Origin of the sequence: Methylocystis iwaonis, assembly GCF_027925385.1 — a bacterium.
In the GTDB taxonomy this organism is placed as follows: domain Bacteria; phylum Pseudomonadota; class Alphaproteobacteria; order Rhizobiales; family Beijerinckiaceae; genus Methylocystis; species Methylocystis iwaonis.
In genome coordinates, this window is the sequence record NZ_AP027142.1 from 1,303,917 (window position 1) to 1,330,258 (window position 26,342).

Sequence of the window (26,342 nt, forward strand, 5' to 3'; positions counted from 1 at the left end):
AAAATCATAGATGTCTGTCGGCAGCTCCTTCGTGCACCATCTGGAGAAGCGTCGAGGAGAACACGATGACAGGAGAAATCACGCTCACGCTTAGTCGGGAACACGCCGAGATTTTGCTTAGAACCTTGCTGAACCGGAACGAAAGGCTCTGCGATATCAGACAGCAACTCTGCGAGCCCGAATCTTCCGACGAACTCGGGCGAGAAGAGGGGGCTTTTTTCGAAGAGGAAAACGCGGTCGTCCAGCGCGTGATCTCGACTTTATGTAGTGCCTTAGAGACCGTTCCAAATCCGAGCAGGGAATGGACCCGGGAAAATATCGAGGAACTCAAGCAACTCGCGGCTGATCAGCTCACGCCGAGCCAAATCGGCAGAAAGCTAGGTCGAACGGAGGGCTCGATTCAACACAAGGCCGGTGACCGTGACATCTCTCTAACGCCGCAGAGCAAGAGTGGCACGGGCGACTGAGCGCCAGGTTAGCTCGGCCAGCCTGTCATCACGTGAGCAACGCCGGCGCCGAGGCACTCGCGGTCGGGGCGCGGCTACGGCAGGTATCATGCTTGGAAAGATAGGCGGCGAGCGCGGCGCGGGTGAGCGCTTCAAGCGTGGTCTCATGCCGGACGGCCAGCATTTTGAGCCGCTTGTGCATTTCCGGCTCGATGGGGGTGAGAAGCTTCTTCATGCCCTCGCGCGTCCTCGAAAATCACGCGCTCCTTGCGGCCATAGGATTTGACCTCCCCCGTCTGCTCGTCCGTCAATTCCCGCCCTGTCGGGCAAGACGCTGCAAGCCTTCGTCGGCACAGAACCGGCGGCGAATGACGATGTGGGGAACGCCTACACCGCCACGAGCCTGAGCGGGCCGGACGTGAAGGGGATTGCGGTCTGCTGGAGCGGAAGCCGCTGCCTGACAGACGACAAGGCGAAAACGGAAAGCAACGCCACTACGATCCGGCCGGATAGCGTCGTCGTGCTGAATATCGCCTTCTGCTGCAAGGTTTCAGGCACGGCGCTGCCCTCGAAGGGTTCGGCCGATGTGCAAATTCAGGTGCGGAAATCTTCGGACGGGAAAAGCTTCGGCCCGTGGGAAAGCGTGTCGGTCGGCTGGGAATTCGCGGTGATGGGGGGAAATAGCGGCGTCCATGCTAAATTGCTGACTTGCTAGCAGTTCAGGCTGTTTCGAGTATTTCGAGTATTGCGTCTATTTCTAAAAAGTGGTATAGTGCTTTGAAATTTAGGAGGCTTCCACATGGCTCACGCCCTTGCAGACCCGATTGTGCCTTCCCGCGAAGATGCGGCGCTCGCCAAAGCCGTACAAGTCGCGCTCGAACGCAGCGACGCGGCCGGCGCTGCGCTCAACGTGCAAGTGAGCGCGGCAGGGCAGGAGACAACGCTCGACCTGCCGCCGCTCGTCACGGAAATGCTGAAGGATATTCTCAAGGCGATTGCCGCCGGCAAGGCGGTGTCGCTCGTCCCCGTCGAGGCGGAAGTCACGACGCAACAAGCGGCAAGCCTGTTGAACGTCTCGCGCCCCCATCTCGTCGGCATGGTTGAGAAGGGGATTCTTCCGGCGCGGATGGTCGGCAATCAGCGCCGGCTGCCCCTTCAAGATGTGCTCGCCTACAAAGCCGCAAACCGCGCCAAACGACGCGAAGCGCTCGCCGAACTGGCCGCGCATGACCAAGCCTTGGGGCTTGAATGATTGAAGCCCTTTTGCCTGTCGCGTTCCTTGATGCGAGCGTTCTCTATCCCGCACTTCTTCGCAACCTGCTGATGCACTTTGCCGTCGCCGACTTGTTTCGAGCGCACTGGTCGGCGCGGGTGCATGACGAATGGATGCGGTCGCTTCTGCGCGACCGGCCGGATATTTCCCGCGTCCAGTTGGAGAGGACGCGCGAGCTGATGGATGCGCATGTTCTCGATGCGCTTGTTGAAGGATACGAACACCGCATCGAGGGCATTACGCTCCCCGATGCTGATGACCGGCACGTGGTCGCCGCCGCGCTCCACTGCGGGGCGCAATTCATCGTCACGGCGAACCTGCGGGATTTTCCGGAATCCGTGCTCGCGCCGCTCGGCCTCGTCGCCGAACACCCCGACGCTTTCCTGTCGCGGGTGCTGAGCGAGAGTAGGGAGCTGGCTCTCTCGGCCTTCCGCGAGCTATGCGAGAACCGGAAAAACCCGCCGCAATCTCTTCGCGAGGTCTTGGAAGTCATGAAGCGGCAAGGCCTGCCGGCGACGGCCGATGCGCTCGGCGGGATGATTTGAGCACTTGCAAAAGCTCTACCTTTTGCGACGCATTAGGCCCTGAATGGAATGGTCGAGGCTACCACTCTGTCCCTAAGTTCTGGCGCGTGCCGGTCGAGCATTCTTGCTACCGCACCACGCGCAAGAGGTGACGAAATTGTTGGGCCCAGAATTATGCTGTGCACGATTTTATCCAGAGAAAAATCGTCATCGATAAAACCAGCTAAAGGCGCAATTTTGATTTTAAGCTTCCCTTCAATGCCGCGAGGGCCGATGGCGTAATCTATGAAGTGGGTAAATGCTGCAGTTATGTCACGTTCTGGAAGATAAACTACGCGCCATTCACGTTCCTCCTCAAATCCAGGGTGCTTGGTGAAAAGAGCGAACATTTTTAGGCGCTCAAAAAATACATACGTTGCTGCCCACAATTTTTCATCTGGCAAATCATTTTTAGAAATCAAATCAGCAAGGAGTTCTATCTTATTATTTATCCAGATTTTTCGCTCTTCAGTAGAAGCATATTTAACGCGCGCAATAGTCAATGGAGAATTCTCACGCGGATTCAATTTAGCGGCATCGAATACCAATGCTGCCCCATTGCCATTTGATGCGTAGCCTCGCCACATCGACAAAAGTCCGTCTTTGTCGTCACGTCTGTGCTCTGAAAGGCAGAAAACATAGATATCTAAAACATGCTCACTGTCGAATTTTTTAAAATAAAAGTCGAAACTATGCCTTAATAGTGCGGCCCGCTCTGATGTTTTACATGCCTGTTCTATCTTTTGATTAGACATGAAAGCTGTAAGGCCTTCGAGCATCCCGAAGCGGACTTCTTCAAGGTCGTTCATGTATAGGGGGTTCGAAAACCAAAACTCTCTGTATTTCAGTATAGCCTCAAGAGTTTGTATCGACGTGTAGTGCGCCAAAAGAGGCTTGGCCTCATAAAATTCGGGGGTGTCTGAAAGGTCTGCCCAAAGCGGCTGCGAAAGCGCTTGGAGAAGGTTCAAATCGAACTGCGATGATGAATCGTTCATGTTTGAAGCCTCGAAATCGTGCTGCGTGAAACATTGAACCGCCGCGCGAGATCAGCTTGCGTCGCGCTGCCTTCGGCGAGCGCCGCAAGCGCCTCCTCGCGCTGATGGCGGGTGAGGGCAGGGGGCCGCCCCATGTGAACGCCCCGCGCCTTGGCGCGGCTGCGCCCTTCGCTGGTGCGGGCACGAATTAGTTCGCGCTCGAATTCAGCGAGCCCGCCCAACACTGTCAACATGAGCCGCCCGTGCGCGGTTGTCGTGTCCGCCCATGCGTCGGCAAGCGAGCGAAAGCCCGCTCCGGCCCTCGCGATAGCGTCGAGCGTGTTGAGAAGGTCGCGCGTCGAGCGGGCGAGGCGGTCAAGGCGCGTCACGAGCAACACGTCGCCCTTGCCCAAGGCGGCGAGCGCTCGGCGTAGCTGAGCGCGGTCAGTCTTCGCGCCGCTGGCCGTCTCCTTGAAAACCCTCTCGGCTCCGGCGGCGCGTAGCGCCTTCACTTGGGCGTCAACGCTCTGGCCGTCCGTCGAGACGCGGGCATAGGCGAAAATGGTCATGCGGGAAGGGTAGGGAAGCGCTAAACTTTTGCAACAAACTTTTGCACATCGCAAAGCCCTGATTTTTAAGGGCCTGGCACGTGTTGCAAAAATCTTAAGTTTTACAACAGCGGGCTCTACTGGACGCGGCCAGCCCGAACAGCATTTATTCCCCATGGAAAGAATTATCGTAATCGGTGCCTCGGCTGGCGGGCTGCAACCGTTGCGCCAGATTGTTTCGGCGCTACCTGCAACGTGCGAGGCTGCGATTTTCATCGTCATGCACATCGGCGATCATCGCAGCGATTTGCCTACAATTCTGTCTTGGTCTTCCAAGCTGAGCGTGTCCTTCGCGAAGGACAACTCACCCATCCAAGCGGGGCATATCTACGTCGCTCCGCCAGATCAGCACATGGTTTTAGAGTGCGACCGCATCCGCCTAAATCGTGGACCGAAAGTGCACCACACGCGCCCCGCCGCAGACCCTCTCTTTATCTCGGCCGCAAAGGTTTACGGACACCGCGTTACTGGCATCATCCTCAGTGGTGGTGACAATGACGGGGCTGAAGGTCTGCGCGTCATCAAGGAGCATGGCGGCCAGGCGGTAATTCAGAAACCAGAGGAGGCGGCGGAACCGTCCATGCCGGAAACGGCAATCGCGAGAGACCATCCAGACGCGCGCTTATCTGCGGAGCAGATTGCCAAGCTGATGGAATGTTGCGGCGAAATTCGCCTCTAGAGCTTTCATCTGAAAGGATTTTGTCCTTTTAGCAAATCTAGCTAGCCCGGCGCGGGAGGCGGAAATGAGCTGGCAGTGGTGGTCTTGGCTCGGCTTTGCAGCCATCTTTGCTGCCATATTCGGGGCGCATGTCGCTTGGTTTGTTGCGACCGGCGACGACGAAATAGGGGGGCGTTTGGGTGCGGCCCTGACGTGCCTAGGTATAGTTGTGACAGCGTTACCTTATTTCCGGACAGGCTTGGGGGAGCAGGTAAATCGACAGCTACCTCATGGGTTGCTGGACGCTATTAAGGAGCCAGAACAATCGGCGCCTCATGGAGAATACTCGTCACTCCGGCATCTCAGGCGCAAGAAGACGGAGCACAAGCTCATCCGTCCGGCAATCGTTCATGACATTGTGGCTGAACGCATCGTTGGCGTTGGAACGATTCTTTTGGGCACAGCCATTCACGGATATGGCGATTTAGTTCTGCACTGGTTCAGTGAGCCTTGAGTGCGGTCGCCTTCGGATGCCCTAAAAACGAACGTTTCCTGTCTGCTTCACCAAGTCGCTCGCTGTTCAGCGGGTTTTTGTCGTCTGCACACAGGCATTAACGCTGATACATTTAGCTTCGGACATGCGCCGCCAGCTCCAGCTCGTGCAAGGCCGCAAGGACGTGTTTCGTCACCGATTCCGGAAGACCCGGTTTCTGCTCTTGGAGAACTTTCTTGAGATGGTCGGCTGCGTTTGCCGCGTGAGGGCTGATCCTCGCCGCGTCGGCTGCTTCGGTATCCGCTAGCGCGAGATCGGTGTGAAACGAAAGGATTCTGAAAAGCTTTGATATCTCTTGTGCCAAGGGCTCATAGGCCCGCAGGGCCGCAAGCGCTTCGTCATAGGCTTTCTCAGACTTCGCATAGGCGGCCCGGCGCTTTCCCTCGGCGCTTTCAGCCGCTGCCTCCAGCGCGTTTCTTGAAGCGGCGTCATACGCCGCCTGGGAGCCTTGTAGCCGGGTTTCCCCGGCGCTGAGCGCCGCCAAGGCCGTGCGCTGGTTGCTTTCGCTGCCATGCGCGAACGACTCCTCAAACGTGCTCTCCACCTGCGCAAGATTTTTAACCGCTTGCGCCAAACTGGTCCGCGCCTCTTCCTTAATCTCTTCGAGAGTGGGTTGTTGCGGCGCGTATAAGGCCGCCTTGATAATGTCGCGTAGCGCGTCTTTTTTCTCGTCACCCGGCGGCGTTTCAGCCTGGCTTAAGAGATCAAGGAGCACCGCAGCAGCCTCGCGACTGAAACTGAGGTTCAGCGTGGAATTCTCTTTCATTTCCTTCACTCCGTTGGTCCATAAATGGGGTGCCGAGATCGAATCGAAACGGCTACGAGTTTCGCGCCTGTCCCAAAAGTCTTGATTTTTGCATTACTCGGGGGGGGGGGGGACGCCCAACTCGCTACGAAGTCGATCTCGGTGAGCTACGTGCTCGACTTGAAGCTCCTCGAACAGCCTAAGCAAAGCTTTTGCTTCGGCTGAGTCATAACCGTTCGACTCCAGCCTCAAAATGAGGGCTCGTTGCTGCTCAAGATGGCGCGCGCCGAGCGTTACGCGCGCTTCGGCCTCGGCCAAATGCTTCTCCAGAATGGCCCGCTCCATTCCTCAAGCTATCACTCGTAGCCATCCGCGTCCGCGATCATCCGCCGTGGCGGGTGCAACAAGGGGAACCTGCCGGTTAACCCCTTAGGTTGCGAGGTCGAGTAGGCTTCCCCCGATTTTGCTGATTCGGTTGCGACTCCGGGGCACGGCTATGAGGATAAAGTCCATTCGCATAAAAAATTTCAGGTCATTCAAAGACAGCACAATAAATTTTGACAGTTATACTTCGTTCGTCGGCCCAAACGGTGCCGGAAAATCAACAGTGCTTTGCGCATTGAACGTTTTTTTTCGAGAAGTGGAGGCGTCAGCCACCAATTTGAACGATCTGGATATCGAGGATTTTCATGCGAGAGACGCCAGTGAGCCGATAGAAATTACGGTCACATTCAATGATCTAAATGAGGATGCACAAAAGGACTTTGCCGACTATTTCCGACAGAACGAATTAACAGTCACTGCCAAAGCCGTTTTCGATCCTGCTTCAGGCATTGCCGCCGTCAAGCAGTTCGGCCAGCGGCTGGCAATTGAGCAATTCAGGCCGTTTTTTGAGTTGTATAACAGCGGGAAACCGGTTGCCGATCTTCGGGCCGAGTATGCAAAGCTCCGGGCCGAAAATAGTGCGCTCCCTGCGATCGCCACCAAAGACGGGATGAGGGACGCGTTGCGCGCACATGAAGAGGCCAATCGTAGGCGCTGTTTTGATCCCACCTGTTTTGAGCGATTGGCGTACGATAATCGGAGCGATGGGAGCTCCGACACATGTCGATTTCAGAGCGTAAACATATGTCGGAGCCTGAAGTGGCTCCGACGCGGCGGATCGAGGTCTTCACGGGCGCGGGACGCCGGCGGTTATCGGTCTGCGCCTCGGCGAGGCGGTCGCAGCCCTCCCTATCGTTGGCGTCCGTCGTCGCCGCGAGTGCGTTCGCGTCCGCCCCTGTCGTCGCGGCGCTCTTTGGCTTTGTCCTTCTCAACCAATTTCGCGGCCTCCCGCGCGATGCGCTCTTGGAGCTTGGCGTAATAGTCGCCGGAGTCCGCGCGCGGCGCGGGCGCGGCCTCCGCCTTGCTGGTGCTGTCGCGGCCAGTCGCGGCGGCGGAGTCGTCCTTGGCCCGCCTCTCCTCCGCGAGAGGCTCCTTGCGGGGCTGGGGGGGATTGGCGGGCGTGGCGACGTGATCGGCGGCGCGCTGCTCGCGGGCCTGCCGGTTGGCGCGATTGACCAGATATTCCACGGCGGCGGACTGCACCTTCGCCATGCTGCCCGAAAGAACGTTGGGCAGGTGGTCGCGGTGCGTGGCCGCAAACTCTTTCTCGCGGCGCTCGGCCCAGCGCTCCGCCGCGTCGCGCCACTCGCCCTGCAACTGCTCCCACTGGCTTTTCTGTTCCTCCCGCAACAGCCGCCGCGCGGTAGACTGAACGCGCCGCGCCGTTTCCCATGAGACGGCGCGATTGTCGCGCACCTCCGCGAATAGCTCCTTGCGCCGCTCAGCAAGGGCCTCGCGCTGTTTGGCGGCGAGCGCCGCCTTCGCCTCCTCGCGTCGCTCCCTCGGGGTCGTCCGGTAAAGCTCCTTCCAATCCGCTTTGAACTGCTCGCCCATATCGGCGTAAGCCTGCCCCGCCGCCGCGCGATAGTCTCCGCGCGATTGGCGGCGGAACGCCTCCCACTCCTTCGCAAGCTCCTTTTTCAATTCGTCGCGCTCGAATTTCTGCTGGGCCTTCAATTCCGCGCGCGCCGCGCTCTGCTTCCCGCGAAGCTCGCGGGCCTCCTTCTGCTGCGGCGTCTCGGCCGCAAGGTCGTGAGGCCGCGCCGCCGTGCTGAACATTTCCGGAGCCCGCTGAGCGGCACTCTCGGAAACGCGGATGGCGTCATTGTGCTGCAGGATGGCGCGAAGCTGGTCCATGCGGTCGGATTGCGCGCCCCGCGCCTCCATCTCCTTCGCGGCGTAGCCCAAATGAATCGTCGGCTCGCGGTCGATCCCCTGATCTTTTAGGCTCCTGTGGTCGATGCGGGCATCATGTTCCCACCTTTCAAGATGACGGTTCATCACATTTGCCCACCCCTCGCGCCAGCTCATCAAAAGCTCTTTGTCGAGAAAGCTCCAGTCTTTCGCTTTTGAAAACTCGTCGCCATCCAGCTTGCGCATCGTCACCATGATGTGAACGTGAAAATTTCGCTGGTCTTTCCCCTCCTCCGGCGCGTGGATCGCAACGTCGGCGACATACCCCTTGCGGGCGAAGTGCTCCCGCACAAAATCGCCAACCGCCCATGCATTTGCTGCTCGGTGAATTCATGCGGAATGGCCGCCGTGAAATCTCGGGCAAGCTGCGAGTCTCGGGCTCCGAACAGTCTCGCGGAGGTTGGCTAGGCGGGCCGCGAGAGACCGAGCGCGCTTCGTCACCTATCCCGCGCCCGGTTTCGGGAACGAAGTCGCGCATACGTTCCGAGACGTTCGCGGATCACTACAGTCAAGCTCGGCTTTTTTTATCGCTCAGAGAGCGAGACGGAACAGACGCATCTGCGCGCCGCACTCGTCTTTGAACTGTCGAAGGTCACGCTGCCGCACATTCGCGAACGCGTGCTCGCCAATTTGATCAATGTGGATGCGGACCTCGCAACGCGCGCGGCATATTGGCGAAGGATGTGTCCGACGGCGACGATTGAAGCGATCTTCGCCGCCGCGCAGGAAGTTGGCGCAGCGGTCAATGTCGTCACGCCACGGATCGGTGGCGTGAAGCTGAAAAGCGGCGCGCATCTGCCTGCCGCCAGCTCGCGGGCTCGCCCTCTGTCCTTTCGACGCCATTGCGCTTGTCCTATCCAAGGCCGGATGTACGGCGCTTCTCAACGTTGCTCGAAAAGGCTGGGGTGTCGCCCGATGAAGGCGTCTTTCGGCGGGGGCCCGAAAGTGATCGCGCAAAATGCAGCGACCCGCTATTTTGCGCGTGAGCCATCGGTGAGAAAACTTCCGTGACGGATTGATCTCCAGGGGATTCGAATGTGCGAAAAAGAGCCGCAGACCCGCCCCCGCGCTCGGCCTGGGGCCTTAAGCGCAAGAATGGAGGCAATAGCGTATGTTTGGGTGTTGTGGGGAAAGGCGGTAGCGGACCTCCGCTACCACTCTCCGCCAATCTGTCTGAAATCAAATGCTTGCGTCTGAGTAGCGAGACCGAGCCTCGACTGCTGATTTGGCCGTCGCGGAGGCCGCGGCCACCGAACCGGCGCCTGCGCCTTTCCTCCTCGGGCAAAGGCGGACAGCGACGCGGGGCGTGCTCTCTATCGAAAGCAAGCTTTGCACGAGCCGCCATACCGCTTCTGAATAGCAGCTCGGGCTGTGCGTCCCGGCGCGATCTCCTTCAGCCAGTCCAGCCGCTCGGCCGCATGGCTGACGGGCTCCAGCAGCTCGAGCAGCTTGCGCTTGTCGTCGGCGAAGTGGCGAAGACGACTGACAACTTCGTCGGAATGGACAGGGCCCTCGATCCGCACCGCCTCCTCGACGAGCGCGATCAGAATACCGATCGGCGCTTCGTGCAATTCACCGGCCCAATTCGAGGGTCGGCTCAACACCGCTTCGATATAAGCGTCGCTTGAACTCTGAGACTCTTCGCCAACGGGAACGAAGCCGATCTCCGTGACGTCCTCCCGCTCGATGGTGACGATGTCGACCGGCGCCGCGCGAGCCGTTCTCACCGCCGTAGCGTCATGCTCCTCCTTGCCCGATTGTATTTTGGCGATGATGAGATCGAGCTGCTCAGCCGGACGTTGAAACCAATCGGCGCTCCATACGCGATGAATGGTCCAGCCGCGATTTTCGAGCACCGCCTGCCGTAGCCGATCGCGGTCGCGCGCCGAGCGGGAGTCGTGATAGGGGGCGCCGTCACACTCGATTCCGAGCAGATAGTTTCGAGAGCCATAGTGCTCCTCGCCATCGGCGTCCCGGCTCATGAATTCCTCCCGCAAATTTTCCCATGAAACTCGGGCCCGTTCTTCGGATCGCCGTTGCGGATCGGCGGCGTCGTGACGAGCGTGGCGTCGCTCATGGCATATTCTATGGCTGGCCCGTCCGAGACGGCGTCGAACAATCGCTTCCAGGCATCCGCTTTCGCCCAGTCGCGAAACCGCGTAAAAAGGTGAAAATCTCGGCCCAGGGCAGGAATTCCCCCGCGCCCAACCTGTCCCCAGCCCTCCATCCCCGCTCTTCCCGTCCCGCGCGGGCCGTGATAGAGCGAACGCCTCAACAATGCGCGACATGGAGGGCCCGGGTTCGCCGCTCGAGACGGGGAGGCCGGTTTTTTCGCTATCTCTCGCGCCCCTTAGGCTAGAGGACATTCAATGAGCCAGTCCGGTTTCTTCACCACCTCCCTTGCGCAGTCCGATCCGGAGCTCGCCAAGGCGATCGAGCTCGAGCTCGGCCGTCAGCGCCACGAGATCGAGCTCATCGCGTCGGAGAACATCGTCTCCAAGGCGGTGATGGAGGCCCAGGGCTCGGTTCTCACCAACAAATATGCCGAGGGCTATCCGGGCAAGCGCTATTACGGCGGCTGCCAGTATGTCGACATCGCCGAGAATCTGGCGATCGAGCGCGCCAAGCAGCTCTTCGGCTGCGGCTTCGCCAATGTGCAGCCGAACTCCGGCTCGCAGGCGAACCAGTCGGTCTTCCTCGCGCTGGCGCAGCCGGGCGACGTCTTCATGGGCCTCGACCTCGCGGCCGGCGGCCATCTCACCCATGGTTCGCCCGTGAACCTCTCGGGCAAGTGGTTCAAGCCGGTCCCCTACACCGTCCGCAAGGACGATCAGCGCATCGACATGGAGCAGGTCGCCGCGCTCGCCCGCGAGCATAAGCCGAAGCTCATCATCGCCGGCGGCTCGGGCTATTCGCGCATTTGGGACTTCGAAGCGTTCCGCAAGATCGCGGACGAAGTCGGCGCTTACTTCATGGTCGATATGGCGCATTTCGCCGGCCTCGTCGCCGCGGGCCTGCATCCCTCGCCGTTCCCGCACGCGCATGTCGTCACCACCACGACGCATAAGACGCTGCGCGGCCCGCGCGGCGGCATGGTGCTGACGAACGACGAAGACATCGCCAAGAAGATCAATTCGGCCGTGTTCCCCGGCCTGCAGGGCGGCCCGCTGATGCATGTCATCGCCGGCAAGGCGGCGGCTTTCGGCGAAGCGCTGAAGCCGGAGTTCAAGGCCTATCAGCAGCAGGTGAAGGACAACGCCCAGGTTCTGGCCAAGACGCTCGTCGACGCCGGCCTCGCCATCGTCTCGGGCGGCACCGACAACCATCTGATGCTGGTCGACCTGCGCCCGAAGAAGATCACCGGCAAGGCAGCGGAAGCCGCGCTCGGCCGCGCCCACATCACCTGCAACAAGAACGGCATCCCCTTCGACCCGGAGAAGCCCTTCGTCACCTCCGGCATTCGTCTCGGCTCGCCGGCGGCGACCTCGCGCGGCTTCGGCGTGGGCGAGTTCAAGGAAGTCGGCGGCCTGATCGTCGAGGTTCTGGACGGCCTGTCGTCGAAGGGCGAAGAGGCCAATGCGGCGACGGAAGCGGCGGTGAAGGAAAAGGTTCACGCGCTGACCGCCAAGTTCCCGATTTACGCGTAAAAATAGTTTCCTCTCCCCGTGCGCGCTCGTGCTCGGGGAGAGGTTCCGCTCGCGGCGGTCGAAGGCATCTGGATTTCCTCGCCGCGCGCCATCTTTCATATGGTTGCTTATTCTACGATCGGGTGCTTTGATTGATGAAGTTTAGAGAACGCTTAGGGTGCGCCGATGGAAAGTATAAGCGGTCTATTATTGCCAGCAGGCATCGCCATTTTACGCTTGTTGATATATTTTGGCACCGACGAGAGACTATGGCGGACCCTAACGCGGCAGTCAGTGAATGGTGTCGTTATCCGATCGAAAGTCGTCCATGACGATGGCTCGCAATACCACGAAGCCTTGATCGAGTTTACAATCGGGGACGAAACTTACAAGATCCGCGACTATACCGAGGAACCGGTCGGTGGACAGGTCTACGTTGAATTTCCAAAAGGGCATCCTGCGAAAGCCGTGATCTATCCCGCAAATTTGAGTGCGTATTACATGCTTGATGGATTGCTTCTGATGATGTTCGTGCCTTTCATGGCATGGCTGATGTGGCAGCCGACGGATGGGATCATTTACCAGCCGACGAGAGGCGCCCATCTATAATCCACTAAAGTGAGTTACATGCTGCAGTCTAGCGAGCGCCTGACGACAATACTCTCGAATGGTTCGAGCCGCACTTGCTTATGCAAAGGGCAGAAAATCGAACTTGTTCGCCAGCGCGCGGGCAGTTAAGCAGGCGCATCAGAAATCGCCGGGAGTCTCGGCCGCCCATGCGCTGTCCCTATTGCGGCTCCTTCGACACACAGGTGAAGGACTCGCGGCCTGCCGAGGATTCGTCCTGCATCCGGCGCCGGCGCGTCTGCCCGACCTGCGGCGGCCGTTTCACGACCTTCGAGCGCGTGCAGTTGCGCGAGATCATCGTCGTCAAGAAATCCGGCAAGCGCGCGCCATTCGATCGCGACAAGCTCACGCGCTCGGTCGAGATCGCCCTGCGCAAGCGCCCTGTGGAGCCCGATCGCGTCGAGCAGATGATCTCCGGCATCGTCCGCCAGCTCGAGAGCCTCGGCGAGGCGGAGATCGAGAGCCAACGCATCGGCGAGCTGGTCATCGAGGGCTTGCGCTTGCTCGACGCCGTCGCTTATGTGCGCTTCGCCTCCGTCTACCGCGACTTCCGCGAGGCGCGCGATTTCAACGCGCTGATCGACGAATTGGAAAGCGGGGCCGAAACGGCCGACGCGGCCGAAGACGAATGAGCCTCCACGAAAAGATCCTGCTCGCCCCGACAGACGGCGCCTATATGGCGGCGGCGCTGGCGCTCGGACGCCGCAACATGGGCCGCACCGCCCCCAATCCGGCTGTCGGCGCCCTGGTAGTGAAGGACGGCGTGATCGTCGCGCGGGGCTATACGGCCGAGGGCGGCCGTCCCCATGCCGAGACCATCGCGCTCGCCGCCGCGGGCGCCGAAGCGCGTGGGGCGACGCTCTATGTCACGCTGGAGCCCTGTTCTCATCACGGCCGTACGCCGCCCTGCGTCGACGCCATTATCGCGGCGGGGATTGCGCGGGTTGTGACAGCGATCGAAGACCCGGACCCGCGCGTCGCGGGCAGGGGCCATGCGCTGCTGCGCGAGGCTGGGATCGAGGTCGTTGTCGGCCCCGAGAAGGCGGCCGCGCGCTGCGACCATCTCGGCCATATTCTGCGCGTCACCAAGCATCGGCCGATGGTGACGCTGAAGCTCGCCCAGACGGCGGACGGCTACGCCGCCGGCGCCGCGCATGACCCGCGCCTGCATATCACCGGTCCCATCGCCGACGCCTTCACCCATGTGCAGCGTTCGCTCCATGACGCCATCATGGTGGGCTCCGGCACGGCGCGCGACGACGATCCGCTGATGACCGTACGCCTGCCTGGCCTCGACGGCGCCAAGCGGCTGCGCGTGGTGCTGGATCGTAGATTGACCCTCTCGGCCCGCTCTAGGCTCGCCGCGACGGCGCGGGAGACGCCGCTGCTCGTGATCGTCGGCGAGGATGTGAGCGAAGACGCGGCGCGCGCCTTTATGGAGGCCACGGGCGCCGATGTCGCGCGCATTCCAACGCTCGACGGCCGGCTCGATCTGCTCGCGGCCTTGCGCCTGCTCGCGGATCGCGGGATTACGCGCGTTTTCAGCGAAGGCGGCCCCCTCGTCGCCGAAAGCCTGCTGTCCGCGGGTTTTGCCGACGAGGTCATCATTCACACGGGCTTCAAGCCGCTGGGACGCCCCGGCCGGCCGGCGCTCACCCCCGCCGCAGGCGCGGCGCTGGAAGGCCGTTACCGCATGATCGAGAGCCGTATGCTCGGCGCGGACCAGATGACGCGCTATGCGAGGATGGACTGATGTTTACAGGCATTGTCACGGACGTTGGCGAGATCATCTCGGTCGAGCCGCGCGGCGATCTCAGGCGGCTGCGCATCGCCTGCGCCTATGACGCCGACACGATCGCGCTCGGCGCCTCCATCGCCAATTGCGGCGTCTGCCTCACCGTGGTGGCGGTGGCGCGGGAAGGCGGGCGCACGGTGTTCGACGTCGACGCCGCCGCCGAGACGCTGGCGAAAACGACGGTCGGAAGCTGGAAAGCGGGAACGAGGGTCAATCTCGAACGCGCGCTGAAGATCGGCGACGAGCTCGGCGGCCATATCGTCACCGGCCATGTCGACGGCGTCGCGCAGATCGTCTCTCGAGACGATTTCGACGGCATGGCGCGCTTCTGGATCGAGACGCCGCATGCGCTGTCGCGCTTTGTGGCGCAGAAAGGCTCCGTCGCCCTCGACGGCGTGTCGCTGACAGTGAATGAGGTCGAGGGCGACCGGTTTTCGATCCTGCTCATTCCGCATACGCTCGCCGTCACGGCTTTTGGCGGACGCGGGGCAGGGGATGCGCTCAATATCGAAGTCGATTTGATGGCGCGCTATGCGGCGCGGTTGAGCGAGTCCGCCCGGTAGTTATACGAGATCCGCTTGATTGGTTCGCTGTCTTTCCCGACGCTCGCGCGGCGAGCGATCGGGAATCCAGAGCAAAACCAGCTCATCTGTGGCTCTGGATTCCCGGTCGGGCTTTCAGCCCGCCGGGAATGACACGTCCCCATGCGCGCTATTCAAACGGAAATTGTATTATTCTCGTCTCTGCGCCCCGTCATTGCTTCGTCGATTGCGCTCCTCGCAATGACGGCGCGGCGCCGCTCACCGTTTGGAGCGTCCGCCGCGCGGCCCCGGCTTGAAGGATTTCGGATTGCGCGGCGGCGTTCGTCGCTCGCCGCCGCCCACCACCTCGAAGCGCAATGCGCCCGCTATGGGCGCGGCCTCGACGAGCCGCACTTCGATGATGTCGGCGAGCCGATAGCTCATTCCTGAGCGCGATGTGAGCGAATGGCTCGCTTCGTCATAGGAATAATATTCGCGCCCGAGCGTCGCGGCCGGCACGAAGCCGTCGGCGCCGGTTTCGATCAGCCGCACGAAGAGCCCCGATTTGGTGACGCCCGAGATGCGCGCGCCGAAACGCGCGCCGATCTGGTCGACAAGATAATGCGCGATCAGCCGATCCACTGTTTCGCGCTCGGCCGCCATGGCGCGCCGCTCGGCGGCGGAAATGCGCGCGGCGATTTCCGCGAGCTCCCCGACCGGCATTTCCGGCAGCGCGCCGTCGCCGAGCTTCAAGGCGCGGATGAGCGCGCGATGCACGATGAGATCGGCATAACGGCGGATGGGCGAGGTGAAATGCGCATAGCGGCGCAAGTTCAGGCCGAAGTGGCCGTAGTTCTCATGCGTATATTCGGCCTGCGCCTGCGTGCGCAGAATGATCTCATTGACGATGTTCTCGTGCTCGAGCCCTTTCACGCGCGCCAGGATCACGTTGAAATGCTCGGGCTTGAGCACCTGGCCCTTGGCGAGCTTGACGCCGATGGTGGCGAGGAACTCGGAGAGCGCCGTGACTTTCTCTTTCGAGGGCTCGTCATGGGCGCGATAGATGAGCTGCTGGCGATGCTCCTCCAATGTCTCCGCGGCGGCGACATTGGCGAGGATCATGAATTCCTCAATCAGCCGATGCGCGTCGAGACGCGGCGGAATGATGACGCGATCGAAAGCGCCGTCGGGCTTCAAGAGGATCTTGCGCTCGGGCAGATCGAGATCGAGCGGCGCGCGCAGATTGCGCGCATGTTGCAACGCTTCATGCGCGGCGTAGAGCGGCCGTAGCACGCTGTCGAGCAGCGGCTGCGTCTTCTCGTCGGGCCTGCCGTCGATGGCCGCCTGCGCCTGTTGATAGGAGAGCTTTGCGCGCGAACGCATCATCACGCGATGGAAACTATGGCCGATCTTGCGCCCTTTGCTCGTCACGCGCATGCGCACGGCCATGGCGGGCCGGTCCTCGTTCTCGCGCAGCGAGCAGAGATCGTTGGAGATGCGCTCCGGCAGCATGGGCACGACGCGGTCGGGGAAATAGACCGAGTTGCCGCGCTCCACCGCGTCTTTGTCGAGCGGCGAATGCGGCTTCACGTAATAGGCGACGTCGGCGATGGCGACGGTGAGGACGAAGCCGCCCTCATTGTCGGGCGATACATCCGGCGCGGCGTGCACGGCGTCGTCATGGTCTTTCGCGTCGGGCGGATCAATGGTGACGAGCGCCAAATCGCGCCAATCCTCGCGGCCGTGCATGGTCGCAGGTCTCGCGCGTTCGGCTTCCGCAATCGCTTCAGTGCGGAAGACGTCGGGAATGTCATGGGCGCGCAGCGCGATGAGGCTCACGGCCTTTTCGCTCGTTACCGAGCCGAGCGTCTCACGCACGCGGGCGCGCGGCGCGCCGAAGCGCGTCTTGCCGGCGACATCGACCGCAACGAGATCGCCGTCCTTGCCCTCGCCGATGTCGGCCGAGGCGACCGAAAGCTCGCCGCGGCCCGCCTGTTTCTTGTCGATCGGCAGGATGCGGCCATTGCCGTTGGGCTCGATCTTCAACACGCCGATCACGCGGTTGCGCGCGCGGGAGAGGAGTTTCACGACGCGCCCGGTATAGGGCGGCTCGCCGGCTTCGGCGTCGTGGTCGGGCTCGGCCCGCACCAGCGCGCGGTCGCCGACGCCCGCCACCGGCGCGCCGGAAAGCTTTTTGCCGAAGCCGGCGCCGCGTCCGGAGTGGATGAGGATGCGCGGCGCGGGGCCGAGTTCGTCTTCGTCCCACTCCACGGGCGTTGCGATCAGCTCGCCGTCTCGGTCGCGCCCGGTAATGTCGACCAGCACGACGGGCGGCAGCGCGCCCTTTTTGTTGACGCGGCGGCCGCGCTTCTCGATCGCGCCTTCGTCGGCGAGCGTCGCAATCATGCGCTTCAAGGCGACGCGGTCGTCGCCCTTGAGGCCGAAGGCGCGGGCGATCTCGCGCACGCCGATCTTACGGGCGCCTGTGGCTTCGCGTTCGCGCTGAAGGAAGGCGAGAAGGTCTTCGCGGGAGGGCTGCTGGGGTGTCTTCTTAGTTGTCAAGATATGGCTCAGATGGGGACATCGCGCGGCAATGCAATCCCTGCCCACAATATTTGCAAATACGTCCTTGCGCCATCCATGGTCGAGATTTGTCAGACGGGCGCCGTCGCGACTTTCTGGCGCGAGAGAATCGTGCAACTGGGTTGTATCTTGCGCGCTAAACAACGTAAAAGTTTAGGTAATTTTACGTATTGCCCTATATGGGCGCAATGTCATAAGTCATCCCACCAAGCTAAAAGGCGGGCGCCGCCTCGATTAACTTTCTTGAAAAAAGGCGGAATCAAGGAGCGAACGATAGGCTGCCTATCACCAAAGCGCGTGCGTTGAAGGTAGTGTAGATGAGGCAGCAAGTGTTCGACGCCTTGATCGGCAATCGTTGCGAGTCCGAGGAGACGCTTGGAGCGGGCGCGCGCCGCAACGCATTTCTGTCGCAAGCGGCAGGACTGCTTCTGCAGGTAGACAATCCCAAAGACGCGATTGACGAGATTTGCAGAAATGCAATGCACGATCTGGATTGTCAGTTTTTCTTCAATTTCCTTTTCGACGAGCAAACGAAGGGACTGCGGCTGAACGCCTTCGCCGGGCTGCCCGAGGAGGAGGCGCACAAGTTTCTGGATCTCGACTACAAGACGCTTCTGCTCGGCTGCGCAACCCGCGACTGCGAATGTGACAACACCTGCACGGCGCGCGATCTGCGTGACGAGTTGGCTAACGCCTATGGCCTGACCGCCTATTATTGCTTCCCCCTCACAAGTTACGGCCGGATCATCGGCACGCTCTCCTTCGGCTCGCGGACGCGTCCGGGGTTCGACGACTCCGCGACGATGCTGATGGAAACCTTGAGCCATTACGTATCGATCGCGGTCGCCCGGTCGCATATGGAACATGCGCTGCGCGAATGCGACCGGCGCAAGGACGAGTTCATCGCGACGCTTGCGCATGAGCTGCGCAACCCGCTCGCCGCGATCCATCACGGCTTTCACGCGATGGCCAGGATCGGCGACAATGCCATTCCGATCCTGCAGCCGATCATCGAACGGCAGCTCGCGCATATGGTCCGCCTCGTCGATGATCTGCTGGACATCGGGCGGATCGCCACCGGCAAGATCGAAGTGAAGATGGAAGCCGTCGATCTCGTCGCGGTCGTCAACCGATCGATCGAGGCCTGCGAGTTCGCCCTGGCGTCGCGTAATCACAAGCTCGGCTTGTTCCTTCCGTCAGAAGCTCTCCTGGTGAACGGCGATCCCGTGCGGTTGGTGCAGGCCATCGCCAATCTGATCGACAATGCGGCGAAATACACGTCGGCGGACGGCGAGATCGATGTCGAGGCGATGGTGGAGGGCTTGGAAGCTCTGGTGATCGTACGCGACAATGGGGTTGGGATTCCGGCGGACAGGCTGGAGACGATTTTCAGCATGTTCGAGCAGATCGAGGGCTATAGCGGCGGCCTCGGCATCGGCTTGAACCTGTCGCGGCGCATCATCGAAATGCATGGCGGGACGTTGCAGGCGAGGAGCGAAGGGCTCGGTTGCGGGAGCGAATTTTCCCTTCGCCTGCCGCTATCCGACGGAACAATTACAGCCCGTGCGCCCAGCGCGTGATCGCGCCGCGCCTGCGGCAAATTATGGTAGCATCGGAGGCGCTGCTCGCTCGAAGGAGTGATTTAAATGCGTTCTATTCTTGCCCTTGTTCTTGTTTGCGCCATCGGCGCCCCTGCGGCGCAGGCCCTGCCGACGACCGGCTCCAAAGCTCTCGAGATGTCCAAGGCGGAGACGATCGCGCAGGTTGCGAAGAAGACCCGCGCGCAGCCGCGCCGCCAAAAGAGCGGCGCATCGAGTGGAATTCATCCTTTGGTCGGTAGCAGCGGATACTGAACGCGATCATCGCGACAGGTCTGTCATTCCCGACGCTCGCGTAAGCGAGCGATCGGAGCAAAGGCGGCTATCGTGGCTCTGGATTCTCGATCGGGCCTTCGGCCCGTCGGGAATGACAGCCGCTCCGCCGGCGCCCTAAGCCGTCTTGCGTTTCGTCGTCGCGGTCTTCTTGACCGGCGCCTTTTTCGCCGCCGCTTTCTTTACCGGCTTAGCGTCGTCGAAGGGCGCCTCGTCGCTGTCCTCGATGACCTTCTTCGCCTTGGCGGGCGCCTTCTTGGCCGGGGCTTTCTTCTTCGGCGCGCCGCCTTTTTCCTCGATGAGCTTGATCGCGTCGTCGAGCGTCACATCCTCGGCGGACATGCTTTTTGGCAGAGTGGCGTTCACCTTGCCGAGATTGACGTAAGGTCCGAAGCGCCCGGCGCGCACGGTGATGGCGCCGCCGTCCGGATGTTCGCCGAGCACGCGCCCGCCGGCCGAGCCGCCCCCGCCGCCCGCCGATTTTGCGGCGATCATCTCCAGCGCCTGTTCTAGCGTCACGCTCGCGGGATCGACGCCCTTGGGAATGGTGGCGTTGACCTTCTTCCAATTGACATAAGGACCGAAGCGGCCGGACTTCACCGTCACGCCGCCGCCTTCCGGGTGGTCGCCGAGCGTGCGGCCGGGCTCCGAGGCGCGCGAGAAGCGCGAGCCGCCGCCGCCCGATTCCTTCTGCACGATGAGGTCGATGGCGCGATTGGCGCCGATCGTCAGCACGTCATCGTCGCGGCCGACATTGGCGTAGGTCTTGCCGTGCTGAACATAGGGCCCGAAGCGCCCAATATTGGCGACGATCGGCTCGCCCGTCGTCGGGTGCTTGGCGACCTCGCGCGGGAGCGAGAGCAGGGCGAGCGCCTGCTGCAAGGTGAGCTCGTCGGGCTTGATGTTTTTCGGCACGGAAGCGCGCTTGGGCTTCTCGCCGCCGTCCTCCTGCTCGCCCTCCTGCACATAGGCGCCGAAGCGGCCGTCGCGCAGCGTGATCTCGGCGCCGGTCTCCGGGTCCTGGCCCAGCACCTTCACGCCGGGGCGGGCGTCCGCGGCGGCGTCGCCGGTCGGCGGCGAGAGCGTGCGCGTGTAGCGGCATTCGGGATAGTTCGAGCAGCCGATGAAGGCGCCGAATTTGCCGACCTTGAGCGACAATTGCCCGGCGTTGCAAGCAGGGCAGAGGCGTGGATCGGAGCCGTCTTCCTTGGCCGGGAAGATATGCGGACCCAGCAGCTCGTTGAGGCTGTCGAGCACCTGCGTCGTGCGCAGATCCTTCGTCTCGTTCACGGCCGCCGAGAAATCGCGCCAGAAATCGCGCAGCACCTGTTTCCAGTCGATCTCATTATTGGAGACGAGATCGAGCTTCTCTTCGAGCGACGCCGTGAAGTCGAACTCGACGTAGCGCGAGAAGAAGCTTTCCAAGAAGGCCACGACGAGGCGGCCCTTGTCCTCCGGCACGAGACGCTTTTTATCGAGCCGCACATAGTCGCGGTCGCGCAGCGTGGCCAGCGTCGAGGCATAGGTCGAGGGGCGCCCGATGCCGAGCTCCTCCATGCGCTTCACCAGCGTGGCTTCCGTGTAGCGCGGCGGCGGCTCAGTGAAATGCTGGGTGGCGTCGATCTTCTCGCGCGTCACCGGCTCGCCTTGCTTCATCGCCGGCAGGCGGCCGCCTTCTTCATCGCCGTCGTCGTCGCGGCCTTCCTGATACAGCTCCAGGAAGCCGGGGAAGCGCACCACCTGACCCGTCGCGCGCAAATCCAGCGTGCGGGCGCCGGCTTTGGCGTCGATGTCGACTGTCGTGCGCTCCAGCTCGGCGGACTCCATCTGGCTCGCGATGGTGCGGGTCCAGATCAGTTCGTAGAGCCGCGCCTGATCCGGCTCGAGATGTTTGGCGACATGCTTGGGCAGGCGCGAGGCGTCGGTCGGGCGGATGGCTTCGTGAGCTTCCTGCGCGTTCTTTGCCTTGGCCGTATATTTGCGCGGGGCGTTGGGCACAAAGCGGTCGCCATATTCTTTGGCGATGACCTTGCGCACGCTGGTCACGGCCTCGGGCGCCATGTCGACGCCGTCGGTTCGCATATAGGTGATGAGGCCGACGGTCTCGCCGCCGACATCGACGCCCTCATAGAGGCGCTGTGCGATGCGCATGGTGATCGCCGGGGCGAGGCCGAGCTTGCGCGAGGCCTCCTGCTGCAGCGTCGAGGTGGTGAAGGGCGCGTAAGGATGGCGCTTGACCGGCTTCGCCTCGACTGAGCGCACCGTATAAGTCGCTGCGAGCAGCGCCTTTTTGAAGTCCTCGGCCTCCTCGCCCTTGCCAATGTCGAGGCGGGTGATCTTCTTGCCGTCCGCGCCGACGAGCCGCGCCGTGAAGGGCTCGCCCGCCTTGGTTTTGAGATGCGCGACGAGCGACCAATATTCCTGCGAGACGAATTTCTCGATTTCCAGCTCGCGGTCGCAGACGAGGCGTAGCGCCACCGATTGCACGCGGCCGGCCGAACGCGCGCCGGGCAGCTTGCGCCACAGCACCGGCGAGAGGGTGAAGCCCACGAGATAGTCGAGCGCGCGGCGGGCGAGATAGGCGTCGACCAGCGCCTGGTCGATCTGGCGCGGATGCGCCATGGCGTCGCGCACCGCGTCCTTGGTGATGGCGTTGAAGACGACGCGCTCGATCTTCTTGTCCTTGAGCGCCTTCTTCTTGTTCAGAATCTCGATCAGATGCCAGGAGATGGCCTCGCCTTCGCGATCCGGGTCGGTCGCGAGGATGACCTTGTCGGCGTCTTTCACCGCCTGGGCGATCTCGGTGACGCGCTTCGAGCCCTTGGCGTCCATCTCCCAGACCATGGCGAAATCGGCCTCGGGGTCGACCGAGCCGTCTTTGGCCGGCAAGTCGCGGACATGGCCCATGCTGGCGATGACGTGGAAATCGCGGCCCAGATATTTATTGATGGTCTTGGCTTTGGCCGGCGACTCGACGATGACGACGTTCATTTCAGCGCGATCCCACAAGGCGCCGCTCTGGCGCACGGGGCGCGAAGATGGGCAGAATGAGCGGCGCCTGTCAAATTGGGGGCGGATAGAGCAGGGCAACCAGGTGAAAGCGGGGCGTGAGCCGATCCCTCCCCTTTACGGGGAGGGTGGCCCCGTCATAGGGCGTCTTTTAAGACGTCCGTCTTAAAAAAGACGGGCTATGGCGGGGTCGGGTGGGGTAAAAAGCCCCAATCGGAGTCGTAGCGGCGAGAACCCCACCCGGCGGCCTTTGGCCGCCGACCTCCCCGTAAAGGGGAGGTATGGGGCTAACGACGCCAGATCGCTATTCATTCCATTGCCTTGGCGAATTGCGGGAAAAGGGAGAGAGGGTGAGGCGCGACGAAGAAAAGCTTCCGGCCGCGGTCGAGGCGGCGGCGGTCGCCCCGCGCAGCCGCCCCTCCGCCTATCCGGAGCCTTTCGCTGCGCGAATGGCCGGACGCGAGAAGCGCGTGCTCGGCGATCTCTTCGGATTGGGCAATTTCGGCGTGAATCTGACGCGGCTCGCGCCCGGCGCGCAGTCGGCGCTCATGCACCGGCACAGCCGGCAGGACGAGTTCATTTATATTCTGGAAGGCGCGCCGACTCTGGTGACCGAATCAGGCGAGACAGCGCTTTCTCCCGGCATGTGCGCCGGGTTCCCGGCCGGCGGCCTTGCCCATCATCTTGTCAATCGAACCGACACAGTCGCGGTCTATCTCGAAATCGGCGACCGGACCGCAGGGGACGGCGCGGACTATCCCGAGGACGACCTCGAAGCGCGCCTTGGCCTCGACGGGCGCTGGCAATTCTTCCACAAGGACGGCCGTCCCTATTAGATAGAAATGTGAGCCTATGGCCGGGATCATCGACTTCAACGGCGTCGAATTCGTCAACACCTTCGTCTCTCTCTTCGTCGCGCTGCTTTTAGGCACGCTGATCGGCGCGGAGCGGCAATATCGCCAGCGCAACGCCGGGCTGCGCACCAACGCCCTCGTGGCCTTGGGCGCCTCGGCCTTTGTCGATCTCGGCATGCGGCTCATGGGCAATCAGGGCGCGACCCAGGTGCTGGCCTATGTCGCCTCGGGCGTCGGCTTTCTGGGCGCGGGCGTGATCCTGAAAGAGGGGATGAACATCCGCGGCCTCAATACGGCGGCGACCGTCTGGTGCTCGGCGGTGACGGGCGCCTTCGCGGGGGCCGACCATCCGGCCGAGGCGGCGCTGATGTGCGGTTTCGTGCTGGCGGGCAACACCTTCCTGCGGCCGCTCGTCAATCTCATCGAGCGCGCGCCGATTGATGAGAGCCGGACCGAGTCGATCTTCGAGATGCGCGTGACGACCGACGAGGGAAGCCGCGACGCGCTGCGGGAGTTGCTCGACGAACGGCTGGAGGCGGCCAAATATCCGGCTCGCGAAATCCGGGAAATGGAGCGGGAGGATGGCGTGGAAATCGTCGCCACGCTCGCGGCGACCAGCGTCGAGGCCGAGGAGCTCGACGCCATCGCCGAGGAGCTCGGCCGGCTGACCAATGTCGCCCACGCCGCCTGGTCCTCGCGCGCCTCAGACTGATCCTTCGCTTTTACGTCACATCCCCTTGCTCGCGGCGCCGCCCTCCTGTAAGAGCGGCTCACTCGAAGCGCTGAGCGCTTTGCCGGATGGCCTCGTGGCGGAGTGGCTACGCAGAGGACTGCAAATCCTTGTACGGGGGTTCGATTCCCTCCGAGGCCTCCAAAAGCCAGTAAAATCAAGCAATTACTGTTTCCGTTTGAATAGCTCGGATTGGGGCTTGTCATTCCCGACGGGCCGAAGGCCCGATCGGGAATCCAGGGCCACAAAAGCGCTGATTTGGCTCTGGATTCCCGATCGCTCGCTGCGCGAGCGTCGGGAATGACACCGAACCAATCAAGCGGATCTCGTATTATTCATGCCTCCACAAAGCCGCGCAGCGCCACGACTCCCGCCGCCGTTTCCGACGCGAGGCGATACAGGAAGCCGGGACGCCCCGACCCCGTTCGGCCGGTAGCGTGAAGGAAATAAACGCATCGGGGCCAAGGCGTCCCGGCTGCGGTCTTTATTCGCGCGCACCTTTCCGTCCGGGGTGGGGTCATCTTGTGACCTTGGCCCTTCGGGCGCAGCCGCCAGACGGCGCCTGCTTCTTTCCCGGAGGCTTGAGGGCCTCCGAGCGCGTCGCAAGGGCCTCGACATGCGCCGCCTCCGGCCCGCCGGCGCTTTCCCTTTCGGTACTCGGGCCGCGTGTCGCGGGCGCGGAAACTATGCCCAGCCTTGCGTGACTTGCGCCACGCATCTCCCCACGAAGGAGAGACCCGGCGGGCGGCGCCGGAGTCCCGCGCGGAACGAGGGTCGCGTCCCGCGCTTAACCGACCCCACCGGCGCCGCCGACCCTGACGGCGCCCCTGCAAGTTGGCGAGGCGGGGGGAAGGATAATGCGGTTTTTGGGGGTGGGGATAAATTAGGGAGTAAATTCTCGATGCCGGCCAAGCTCTACTCCTCTTCCCGCGCGCGGGGAGAGGTCGGGTAATACGAGATCCGCTTGATTGGTTCGGTGTCATTCCCGACGTTCGCGCAGCGAGCGATCGGGAATCCAGAGCCAAACCAGCGCTTTTGTGGCTCTGGATTCCCGATCGGGCCTTCGGCCCGTCGGGAATGACAAGCCCCAATCCGAGCTATTCAAACGGAAACGTATGAGGGGCTTGGGGGATGAGTGGAAACGAAAAATGCCGCAAGGCGCTCGGGCCCATAATGCACGTCCGGGCTCCGGCCCCGGCCCCTCACCCAGCCTCTCCCCGCAGGCGGGGAGAGGGGCTTGGATGCGGGAATGCGTAGCGCCTCAGCTCGCGAGGCTCTTCGCCAGCTCGTCCGTATGGGCGTGCATGGCGCGGGCCATCTGGTCGATCTCGCGCGCCATCGACACCATGGATTCGACGCCCGCGCCGGTCTGCGTCATGGCGTTCGCCATCTGATCGGCATGGGCGGACATGGCCTCCGCGCTGGTCGCCGCCGAGCGGACGCTGCGGGCGATTTCCTTGGTCGCCGTGTCCTGCTCGTGCACAGCCTGGGTGATGATCGCGGAAATATGCTCCACTTCCGCGATCTTCGCCTTGATCTTGTCCATCGACGCCACCGACATATTGGTGGCCGCCTGGATTTCGGCGATCTGGTCGGCGATGTCCTGCGTCGCCTTGCCGGTCTGGGTGGCGAGGCTTTTGACCTCCTGCGCCACCACGGCGAATCCGCGGCCCGCTTCGCCCGCGCGGGCGGCCTCGATCGTGGCGTTCAGCGCGAGGAGGTTGGTCTGGGCGGCGATTTTCGAGATCAGATTGACGACGTCGCCGACGCGGTTGGCGGCGGCGCAGAGGCGCAGCATCTCGGCGGAGGAGCCGTTGGTCTCGACCACCGCCTGACGCACGACCGCCGTCGATTCCACCGCCTGCTTGCTGATCTCGCCGATGGCGGCGAGAAGCTGGTCGGAGGCGGTCGCGACCGAGCCCACGTCGGCGGCGGCCTGGGTGGAGGCGGTGCGGGCGAAATCGCTGTCGGCGCGGGCGCGGCGTTCGTGCACGATCATTTCCTCGGATGCGGCGGCCATGCGCTTGGTCATGTCGCCGAGCATTGCGGTGGTGGCGGAGAGTTCGACGGAATAATGCTCGACCTTGTCGCGGATCGCGGCCTCGCGGCGCAGCCGCTCCTCGCGATCGTCTCTCGCCTTGATTTCCGCGGCCATGTCGTTGTTGGCGCGGACGGCGTCGCGCAGCACGACGAGCGCCCGGGAGATGTCGCCGATTTCGTCGGCGCGGGCCGTGTCGTCGACGTCGAGGCTCGTGTCGCCGGCGGCGAGGTCGGTCATTTGCCGGGCGATGTTCTTGATGGGCACGGCGACTGTTTTATGCATGGTGGGCACCGAGACGCCGACGATCAGCACGCCCGAGAAGAGCGTGCCGATGAACAGCTCGATCGAAAGGGCGTTTGCCGAATCATGCGCGGCTTTGGCGAGGGCCGCCATCTGGGCGTGGTCCGCCGTGCTTGCCGCCGCCGCAGTCAGATCGCGCACATTCGCCGCGCCGAAATAGGCGGCCGCGCCCATGATGAGCAGCAGAGCGAGGAAAAGGAACTGGCGAAGGACGAGGCCGGCGCCAATGGAAAGATTGCGCATGTGCTCGATAGTCCTGCTAATGGT

At 62.4% G+C, this 26,342-nt stretch carries 26 protein-coding genes, 1 tRNA gene and 1 pseudogene; 18 read left to right on the forward strand and 10 right to left on the reverse strand.

The window, feature by feature from the left end:
• Nucleotides 1–65: 65 nt before the first annotated feature.
• Complete coding sequence (locus QMG84_RS06265) at nucleotides 66–467, forward strand: hypothetical protein (RefSeq protein ID WP_281931204.1); 402 nt, start codon at nucleotides 66–68, stop codon at nucleotides 465–467.
• A gap of 28 nt (nucleotides 468–495) precedes the next feature.
• Here QMG84_RS06265 and QMG84_RS06270 read toward each other — a convergent pair whose 3' ends face one another.
• The gene (locus tag QMG84_RS06270; protein ID WP_281931205.1) at nucleotides 496–681 is read right to left on the reverse strand and encodes a ribbon-helix-helix domain-containing protein; all 186 of its coding nucleotides are present in this window, start codon (nucleotides 679–681) and stop codon (nucleotides 496–498) included.
• Between the two features lie 141 nt (nucleotides 682–822).
• On the opposite strand from QMG84_RS06270, the gene QMG84_RS06275 reads away from it, so the two are divergent.
• The 3 genes from QMG84_RS06275 to QMG84_RS06285 all read left to right on the forward strand — a co-directional run bounded on the left by QMG84_RS06275 (nucleotide 823) and on the right by QMG84_RS06285 (nucleotide 2,264).
• A complete protein-coding gene (locus QMG84_RS06275; RefSeq protein ID WP_281931207.1) occupies nucleotides 823–1,161 on the forward strand; it encodes a hypothetical protein in 339 nt (112 codons plus the stop codon).
• Nucleotides 1,162–1,245: 84 nt separating this feature from the next.
• The gene (locus tag QMG84_RS06280) at nucleotides 1,246–1,698 is read left to right on the forward strand and encodes an excisionase family DNA-binding protein (protein ID WP_281931209.1); all 453 of its coding nucleotides are present in this window, start codon (nucleotides 1,246–1,248) and stop codon (nucleotides 1,696–1,698) included.
• Nucleotides 1,695–2,264, forward strand: coding sequence for a PIN domain-containing protein (locus QMG84_RS06285; RefSeq protein WP_281931211.1), 570 nt, complete (start codon nucleotides 1,695–1,697; stop codon nucleotides 2,262–2,264). Before QMG84_RS06280 ends, QMG84_RS06285 begins: the two co-directional genes overlap by 4 nt.
• Nucleotides 2,265–2,296: 32 nt before the next feature.
• Here the strand turns inward: QMG84_RS06285 and QMG84_RS06290 are convergent, their stop codons facing one another.
• Nucleotides 2,297–3,277 carry a DUF2971 domain-containing protein gene (locus tag QMG84_RS06290; protein WP_281931212.1) on the reverse strand — a complete coding sequence of 327 codons (981 nt, stop codon included), beginning with the start codon at nucleotides 3,275–3,277 and terminating at the stop codon, nucleotides 2,297–2,299.
• The gene (locus QMG84_RS06295; protein WP_281931213.1) at nucleotides 3,274–3,825 is read right to left on the reverse strand and encodes a recombinase family protein; all 552 of its coding nucleotides are present in this window, start codon (nucleotides 3,823–3,825) and stop codon (nucleotides 3,274–3,276) included. Before QMG84_RS06295 ends, QMG84_RS06290 begins: the two co-directional genes overlap by 4 nt.
• Nucleotides 3,826–3,853: 28 nt before the next feature.
• Here QMG84_RS06295 and QMG84_RS06300 point away from each other — a divergent pair, with 28 nt between their 5' ends.
• Entirely contained in the window at nucleotides 3,854–4,543 is a 690-nt protein-coding gene (locus QMG84_RS06300; protein WP_281931214.1) for a chemotaxis protein CheB, read from the forward strand.
• A gap of 64 nt (nucleotides 4,544–4,607) precedes the next feature.
• A complete protein-coding gene (locus QMG84_RS06305; RefSeq protein ID WP_281931215.1) occupies nucleotides 4,608–5,036 on the forward strand; it encodes a hypothetical protein in 429 nt (142 codons plus the stop codon).
• A gap of 112 nt (nucleotides 5,037–5,148) precedes the next feature.
• Here the strand turns inward: QMG84_RS06305 and QMG84_RS06310 are convergent, their stop codons facing one another.
• Nucleotides 5,149–5,841 (reverse strand): hypothetical protein, encoded by a 693-nt coding sequence (locus QMG84_RS06310; protein ID WP_281931216.1) that lies wholly within the window; start codon nucleotides 5,839–5,841, stop codon nucleotides 5,149–5,151.
• Between the two features lie 475 nt (nucleotides 5,842–6,316).
• Between QMG84_RS06310 and QMG84_RS21550 the strand changes: the two are divergent.
• Nucleotides 6,317–6,550, forward strand: a pseudogene (locus tag QMG84_RS21550) (ATP-dependent nuclease); the annotation flags it as partial.
• A gap of 96 nt (nucleotides 6,551–6,646) precedes the next feature.
• On the opposite strand, the gene QMG84_RS21555 reads toward QMG84_RS21550, so the two are convergent.
• Together QMG84_RS21555 and QMG84_RS06320 are read right to left on the reverse strand one after the other, a co-directional pair.
• Nucleotides 6,647–6,838 carry a hypothetical protein gene (locus tag QMG84_RS21555; RefSeq protein WP_281931217.1) on the reverse strand — a complete coding sequence of 64 codons (192 nt, stop codon included), beginning with the start codon at nucleotides 6,836–6,838 and terminating at the stop codon, nucleotides 6,647–6,649.
• Between the two features lie 215 nt (nucleotides 6,839–7,053).
• Complete coding sequence (locus QMG84_RS06320) at nucleotides 7,054–8,409, reverse strand: MobA/MobL family protein (RefSeq protein ID WP_281931218.1); 1,356 nt, start codon at nucleotides 8,407–8,409, stop codon at nucleotides 7,054–7,056.
• A 291-nt stretch (nucleotides 8,410–8,700) separates the two neighbouring features.
• Between QMG84_RS06320 and QMG84_RS06325 the strand changes: the two genes are divergently transcribed.
• A complete protein-coding gene (locus QMG84_RS06325; RefSeq protein ID WP_281931934.1) occupies nucleotides 8,701–9,129 on the forward strand; it encodes a hypothetical protein in 429 nt (142 codons plus the stop codon).
• 302 nt (nucleotides 9,130–9,431) lie between these two features.
• Here the strand turns inward: QMG84_RS06325 and QMG84_RS06330 are convergent, their stop codons facing one another.
• Entirely contained in the window at nucleotides 9,432–10,100 is a 669-nt protein-coding gene (locus tag QMG84_RS06330; RefSeq protein WP_281931220.1) for a DUF3320 domain-containing protein, read from the reverse strand.
• Between the two features lie 387 nt (nucleotides 10,101–10,487).
• Here QMG84_RS06330 and glyA point away from each other — a divergent pair, with 387 nt between their 5' ends.
• The 5 genes from glyA (at nucleotide 10,488) to QMG84_RS06355 (ending at nucleotide 14,729) form a co-directional block, all read left to right on the forward strand.
• Nucleotides 10,488–11,765: a serine hydroxymethyltransferase gene (gene glyA / locus QMG84_RS06335; RefSeq protein ID WP_281931222.1), complete on the forward strand. Its 1,278-nt coding sequence runs from the start codon at nucleotides 10,488–10,490 to the stop codon at nucleotides 11,763–11,765.
• Nucleotides 11,766–11,930: 165 nt separating this feature from the next.
• Nucleotides 11,931–12,353 (forward strand): hypothetical protein, encoded by a 423-nt coding sequence (locus QMG84_RS06340; protein ID WP_281931223.1) that lies wholly within the window; start codon nucleotides 11,931–11,933, stop codon nucleotides 12,351–12,353.
• 167 nt (nucleotides 12,354–12,520) lie between these two features.
• Nucleotides 12,521–13,003: a transcriptional regulator NrdR gene (gene nrdR / locus QMG84_RS06345; protein WP_202073813.1), complete on the forward strand. Its 483-nt coding sequence runs from the start codon at nucleotides 12,521–12,523 to the stop codon at nucleotides 13,001–13,003.
• A complete protein-coding gene (ribD, locus tag QMG84_RS06350) occupies nucleotides 13,000–14,124 on the forward strand; it encodes a bifunctional diaminohydroxyphosphoribosylaminopyrimidine deaminase/5-amino-6-(5-phosphoribosylamino)uracil reductase RibD (RefSeq protein ID WP_281931225.1) in 1,125 nt (374 codons plus the stop codon). Before nrdR ends, ribD begins: the two co-directional genes overlap by 4 nt.
• On the forward strand, nucleotides 14,124–14,729 hold the full coding sequence (locus tag QMG84_RS06355; RefSeq protein WP_281931226.1) for a riboflavin synthase: 606 nt from the start codon (nucleotides 14,124–14,126) through the stop codon (nucleotides 14,727–14,729). The genes ribD and QMG84_RS06355 overlap by 1 nt, the downstream gene beginning before the upstream one ends.
• Before the next feature lie 237 nt (nucleotides 14,730–14,966).
• Here the strand turns inward: QMG84_RS06355 and rnr are convergent, their stop codons facing one another.
• Nucleotides 14,967–17,249 carry a ribonuclease R gene (rnr, locus tag QMG84_RS06360; protein ID WP_281931227.1) on the reverse strand — a complete coding sequence of 761 codons (2,283 nt, stop codon included), beginning with the start codon at nucleotides 17,247–17,249 and terminating at the stop codon, nucleotides 14,967–14,969.
• A 338-nt stretch (nucleotides 17,250–17,587) separates the two neighbouring features.
• Between rnr and QMG84_RS06365 the strand changes: the two genes are divergently transcribed.
• Together QMG84_RS06365 and QMG84_RS06370 are read left to right on the forward strand one after the other, a co-directional pair.
• On the forward strand, nucleotides 17,588–18,850 hold the full coding sequence (locus tag QMG84_RS06365) for a sensor histidine kinase (protein ID WP_281931229.1): 1,263 nt from the start codon (nucleotides 17,588–17,590) through the stop codon (nucleotides 18,848–18,850).
• A gap of 66 nt (nucleotides 18,851–18,916) precedes the next feature.
• Nucleotides 18,917–19,123 carry a hypothetical protein gene (locus QMG84_RS06370; RefSeq protein WP_281931230.1) on the forward strand — a complete coding sequence of 69 codons (207 nt, stop codon included), beginning with the start codon at nucleotides 18,917–18,919 and terminating at the stop codon, nucleotides 19,121–19,123.
• Between the two features lie 135 nt (nucleotides 19,124–19,258).
• On the opposite strand, the gene topA is transcribed toward QMG84_RS06370, so the two are convergent.
• Nucleotides 19,259–22,132, reverse strand: coding sequence for a type I DNA topoisomerase (topA, locus tag QMG84_RS06375; protein WP_281931232.1), 2,874 nt, complete (start codon nucleotides 22,130–22,132; stop codon nucleotides 19,259–19,261).
• A gap of 368 nt (nucleotides 22,133–22,500) precedes the next feature.
• Here topA and QMG84_RS06380 point away from each other — a divergent pair, with 368 nt between their 5' ends.
• The 3 genes from QMG84_RS06380 to QMG84_RS06390 all read left to right on the forward strand — a co-directional run bounded on the left by QMG84_RS06380 (nucleotide 22,501) and on the right by QMG84_RS06390 (nucleotide 23,878).
• Nucleotides 22,501–22,986, forward strand: a complete 486-nt coding sequence (locus QMG84_RS06380; protein WP_281931233.1) for a cupin domain-containing protein — start codon at nucleotides 22,501–22,503, stop codon at nucleotides 22,984–22,986.
• A 16-nt stretch (nucleotides 22,987–23,002) separates the two neighbouring features.
• Complete coding sequence (locus QMG84_RS06385) at nucleotides 23,003–23,716, forward strand: MgtC/SapB family protein (protein WP_202073805.1); 714 nt, start codon at nucleotides 23,003–23,005, stop codon at nucleotides 23,714–23,716.
• A gap of 88 nt (nucleotides 23,717–23,804) precedes the next feature.
• Nucleotides 23,805–23,878, forward strand: a tRNA-Cys gene (locus QMG84_RS06390).
• A 1,117-nt stretch (nucleotides 23,879–24,995) separates the two neighbouring features.
• Here the strand turns inward: QMG84_RS06390 and QMG84_RS06395 are convergent.
• Nucleotides 24,996–26,318, reverse strand: coding sequence for a methyl-accepting chemotaxis protein (locus QMG84_RS06395; RefSeq protein ID WP_281931234.1), 1,323 nt, complete (start codon nucleotides 26,316–26,318; stop codon nucleotides 24,996–24,998).
• Nucleotides 26,319–26,342: the final 24 nt, after the last annotated feature.

Excerpts from the sequence above, each read along its gene's own strand:
- QMG84_RS06340 (WP_281931223.1), top strand. The coding sequence starts at position 11,931 with ATGGAAAGTATAAGCGGTCTATTATTGCCAGCAGGCATCGCCATTTTA.
- QMG84_RS06370 (WP_281931230.1), top strand. The coding sequence starts at position 18,917 with ATGCGTTCTATTCTTGCCCTTGTTCTTGTTTGCGCCATCGGCGCCCCT.
- nrdR (WP_202073813.1), top strand. The coding sequence starts at position 12,521 with ATGCGCTGTCCCTATTGCGGCTCCTTCGACACACAGGTGAAGGACTCG.
- QMG84_RS06270 (WP_281931205.1), bottom strand. The coding sequence starts at position 681 with ATGAAGAAGCTTCTCACCCCCATCGAGCCGGAAATGCACAAGCGGCTC.
- QMG84_RS06305 (WP_281931215.1), top strand. The coding sequence starts at position 4,608 with ATGAGCTGGCAGTGGTGGTCTTGGCTCGGCTTTGCAGCCATCTTTGCT.
- QMG84_RS06310 (WP_281931216.1), bottom strand. The coding sequence starts at position 5,841 with ATGAAAGAGAATTCCACGCTGAACCTCAGTTTCAGTCGCGAGGCTGCT.
- QMG84_RS06295 (WP_281931213.1), bottom strand. The coding sequence starts at position 3,825 with ATGACCATTTTCGCCTATGCCCGCGTCTCGACGGACGGCCAGAGCGTT.
- QMG84_RS06355 (WP_281931226.1), top strand. The coding sequence starts at position 14,124 with ATGTTTACAGGCATTGTCACGGACGTTGGCGAGATCATCTCGGTCGAG.
- QMG84_RS06280 (WP_281931209.1), top strand. The coding sequence starts at position 1,246 with ATGGCTCACGCCCTTGCAGACCCGATTGTGCCTTCCCGCGAAGATGCG.
- QMG84_RS06285 (WP_281931211.1), top strand. The coding sequence starts at position 1,695 with ATGATTGAAGCCCTTTTGCCTGTCGCGTTCCTTGATGCGAGCGTTCTC.
- QMG84_RS21555 (WP_281931217.1), bottom strand. The coding sequence starts at position 6,838 with ATGTGCGCGCAACGCGTCCCTCATCCCGTCTTTGGTGGCGATCGCAGG.
- ribD (WP_281931225.1), top strand. The coding sequence starts at position 13,000 with ATGAGCCTCCACGAAAAGATCCTGCTCGCCCCGACAGACGGCGCCTAT.
- QMG84_RS06290 (WP_281931212.1), bottom strand. The coding sequence starts at position 3,277 with ATGAACGATTCATCATCGCAGTTCGATTTGAACCTTCTCCAAGCGCTT.
- QMG84_RS06395 (WP_281931234.1), bottom strand. The coding sequence starts at position 26,318 with ATGCGCAATCTTTCCATTGGCGCCGGCCTCGTCCTTCGCCAGTTCCTT.
- QMG84_RS06385 (WP_202073805.1), top strand. The coding sequence starts at position 23,003 with ATGGCCGGGATCATCGACTTCAACGGCGTCGAATTCGTCAACACCTTC.
- glyA (WP_281931222.1), top strand. The coding sequence starts at position 10,488 with ATGAGCCAGTCCGGTTTCTTCACCACCTCCCTTGCGCAGTCCGATCCG.
- topA (WP_281931232.1), bottom strand. The coding sequence starts at position 22,132 with ATGAACGTCGTCATCGTCGAGTCGCCGGCCAAAGCCAAGACCATCAAT.
- QMG84_RS06365 (WP_281931229.1), top strand. The coding sequence starts at position 17,588 with ATGAGGCAGCAAGTGTTCGACGCCTTGATCGGCAATCGTTGCGAGTCC.
- QMG84_RS06265 (WP_281931204.1), top strand. The coding sequence starts at position 66 with ATGACAGGAGAAATCACGCTCACGCTTAGTCGGGAACACGCCGAGATT.
- QMG84_RS06330 (WP_281931220.1), bottom strand. The coding sequence starts at position 10,100 with ATGAGCCGGGACGCCGATGGCGAGGAGCACTATGGCTCTCGAAACTAT.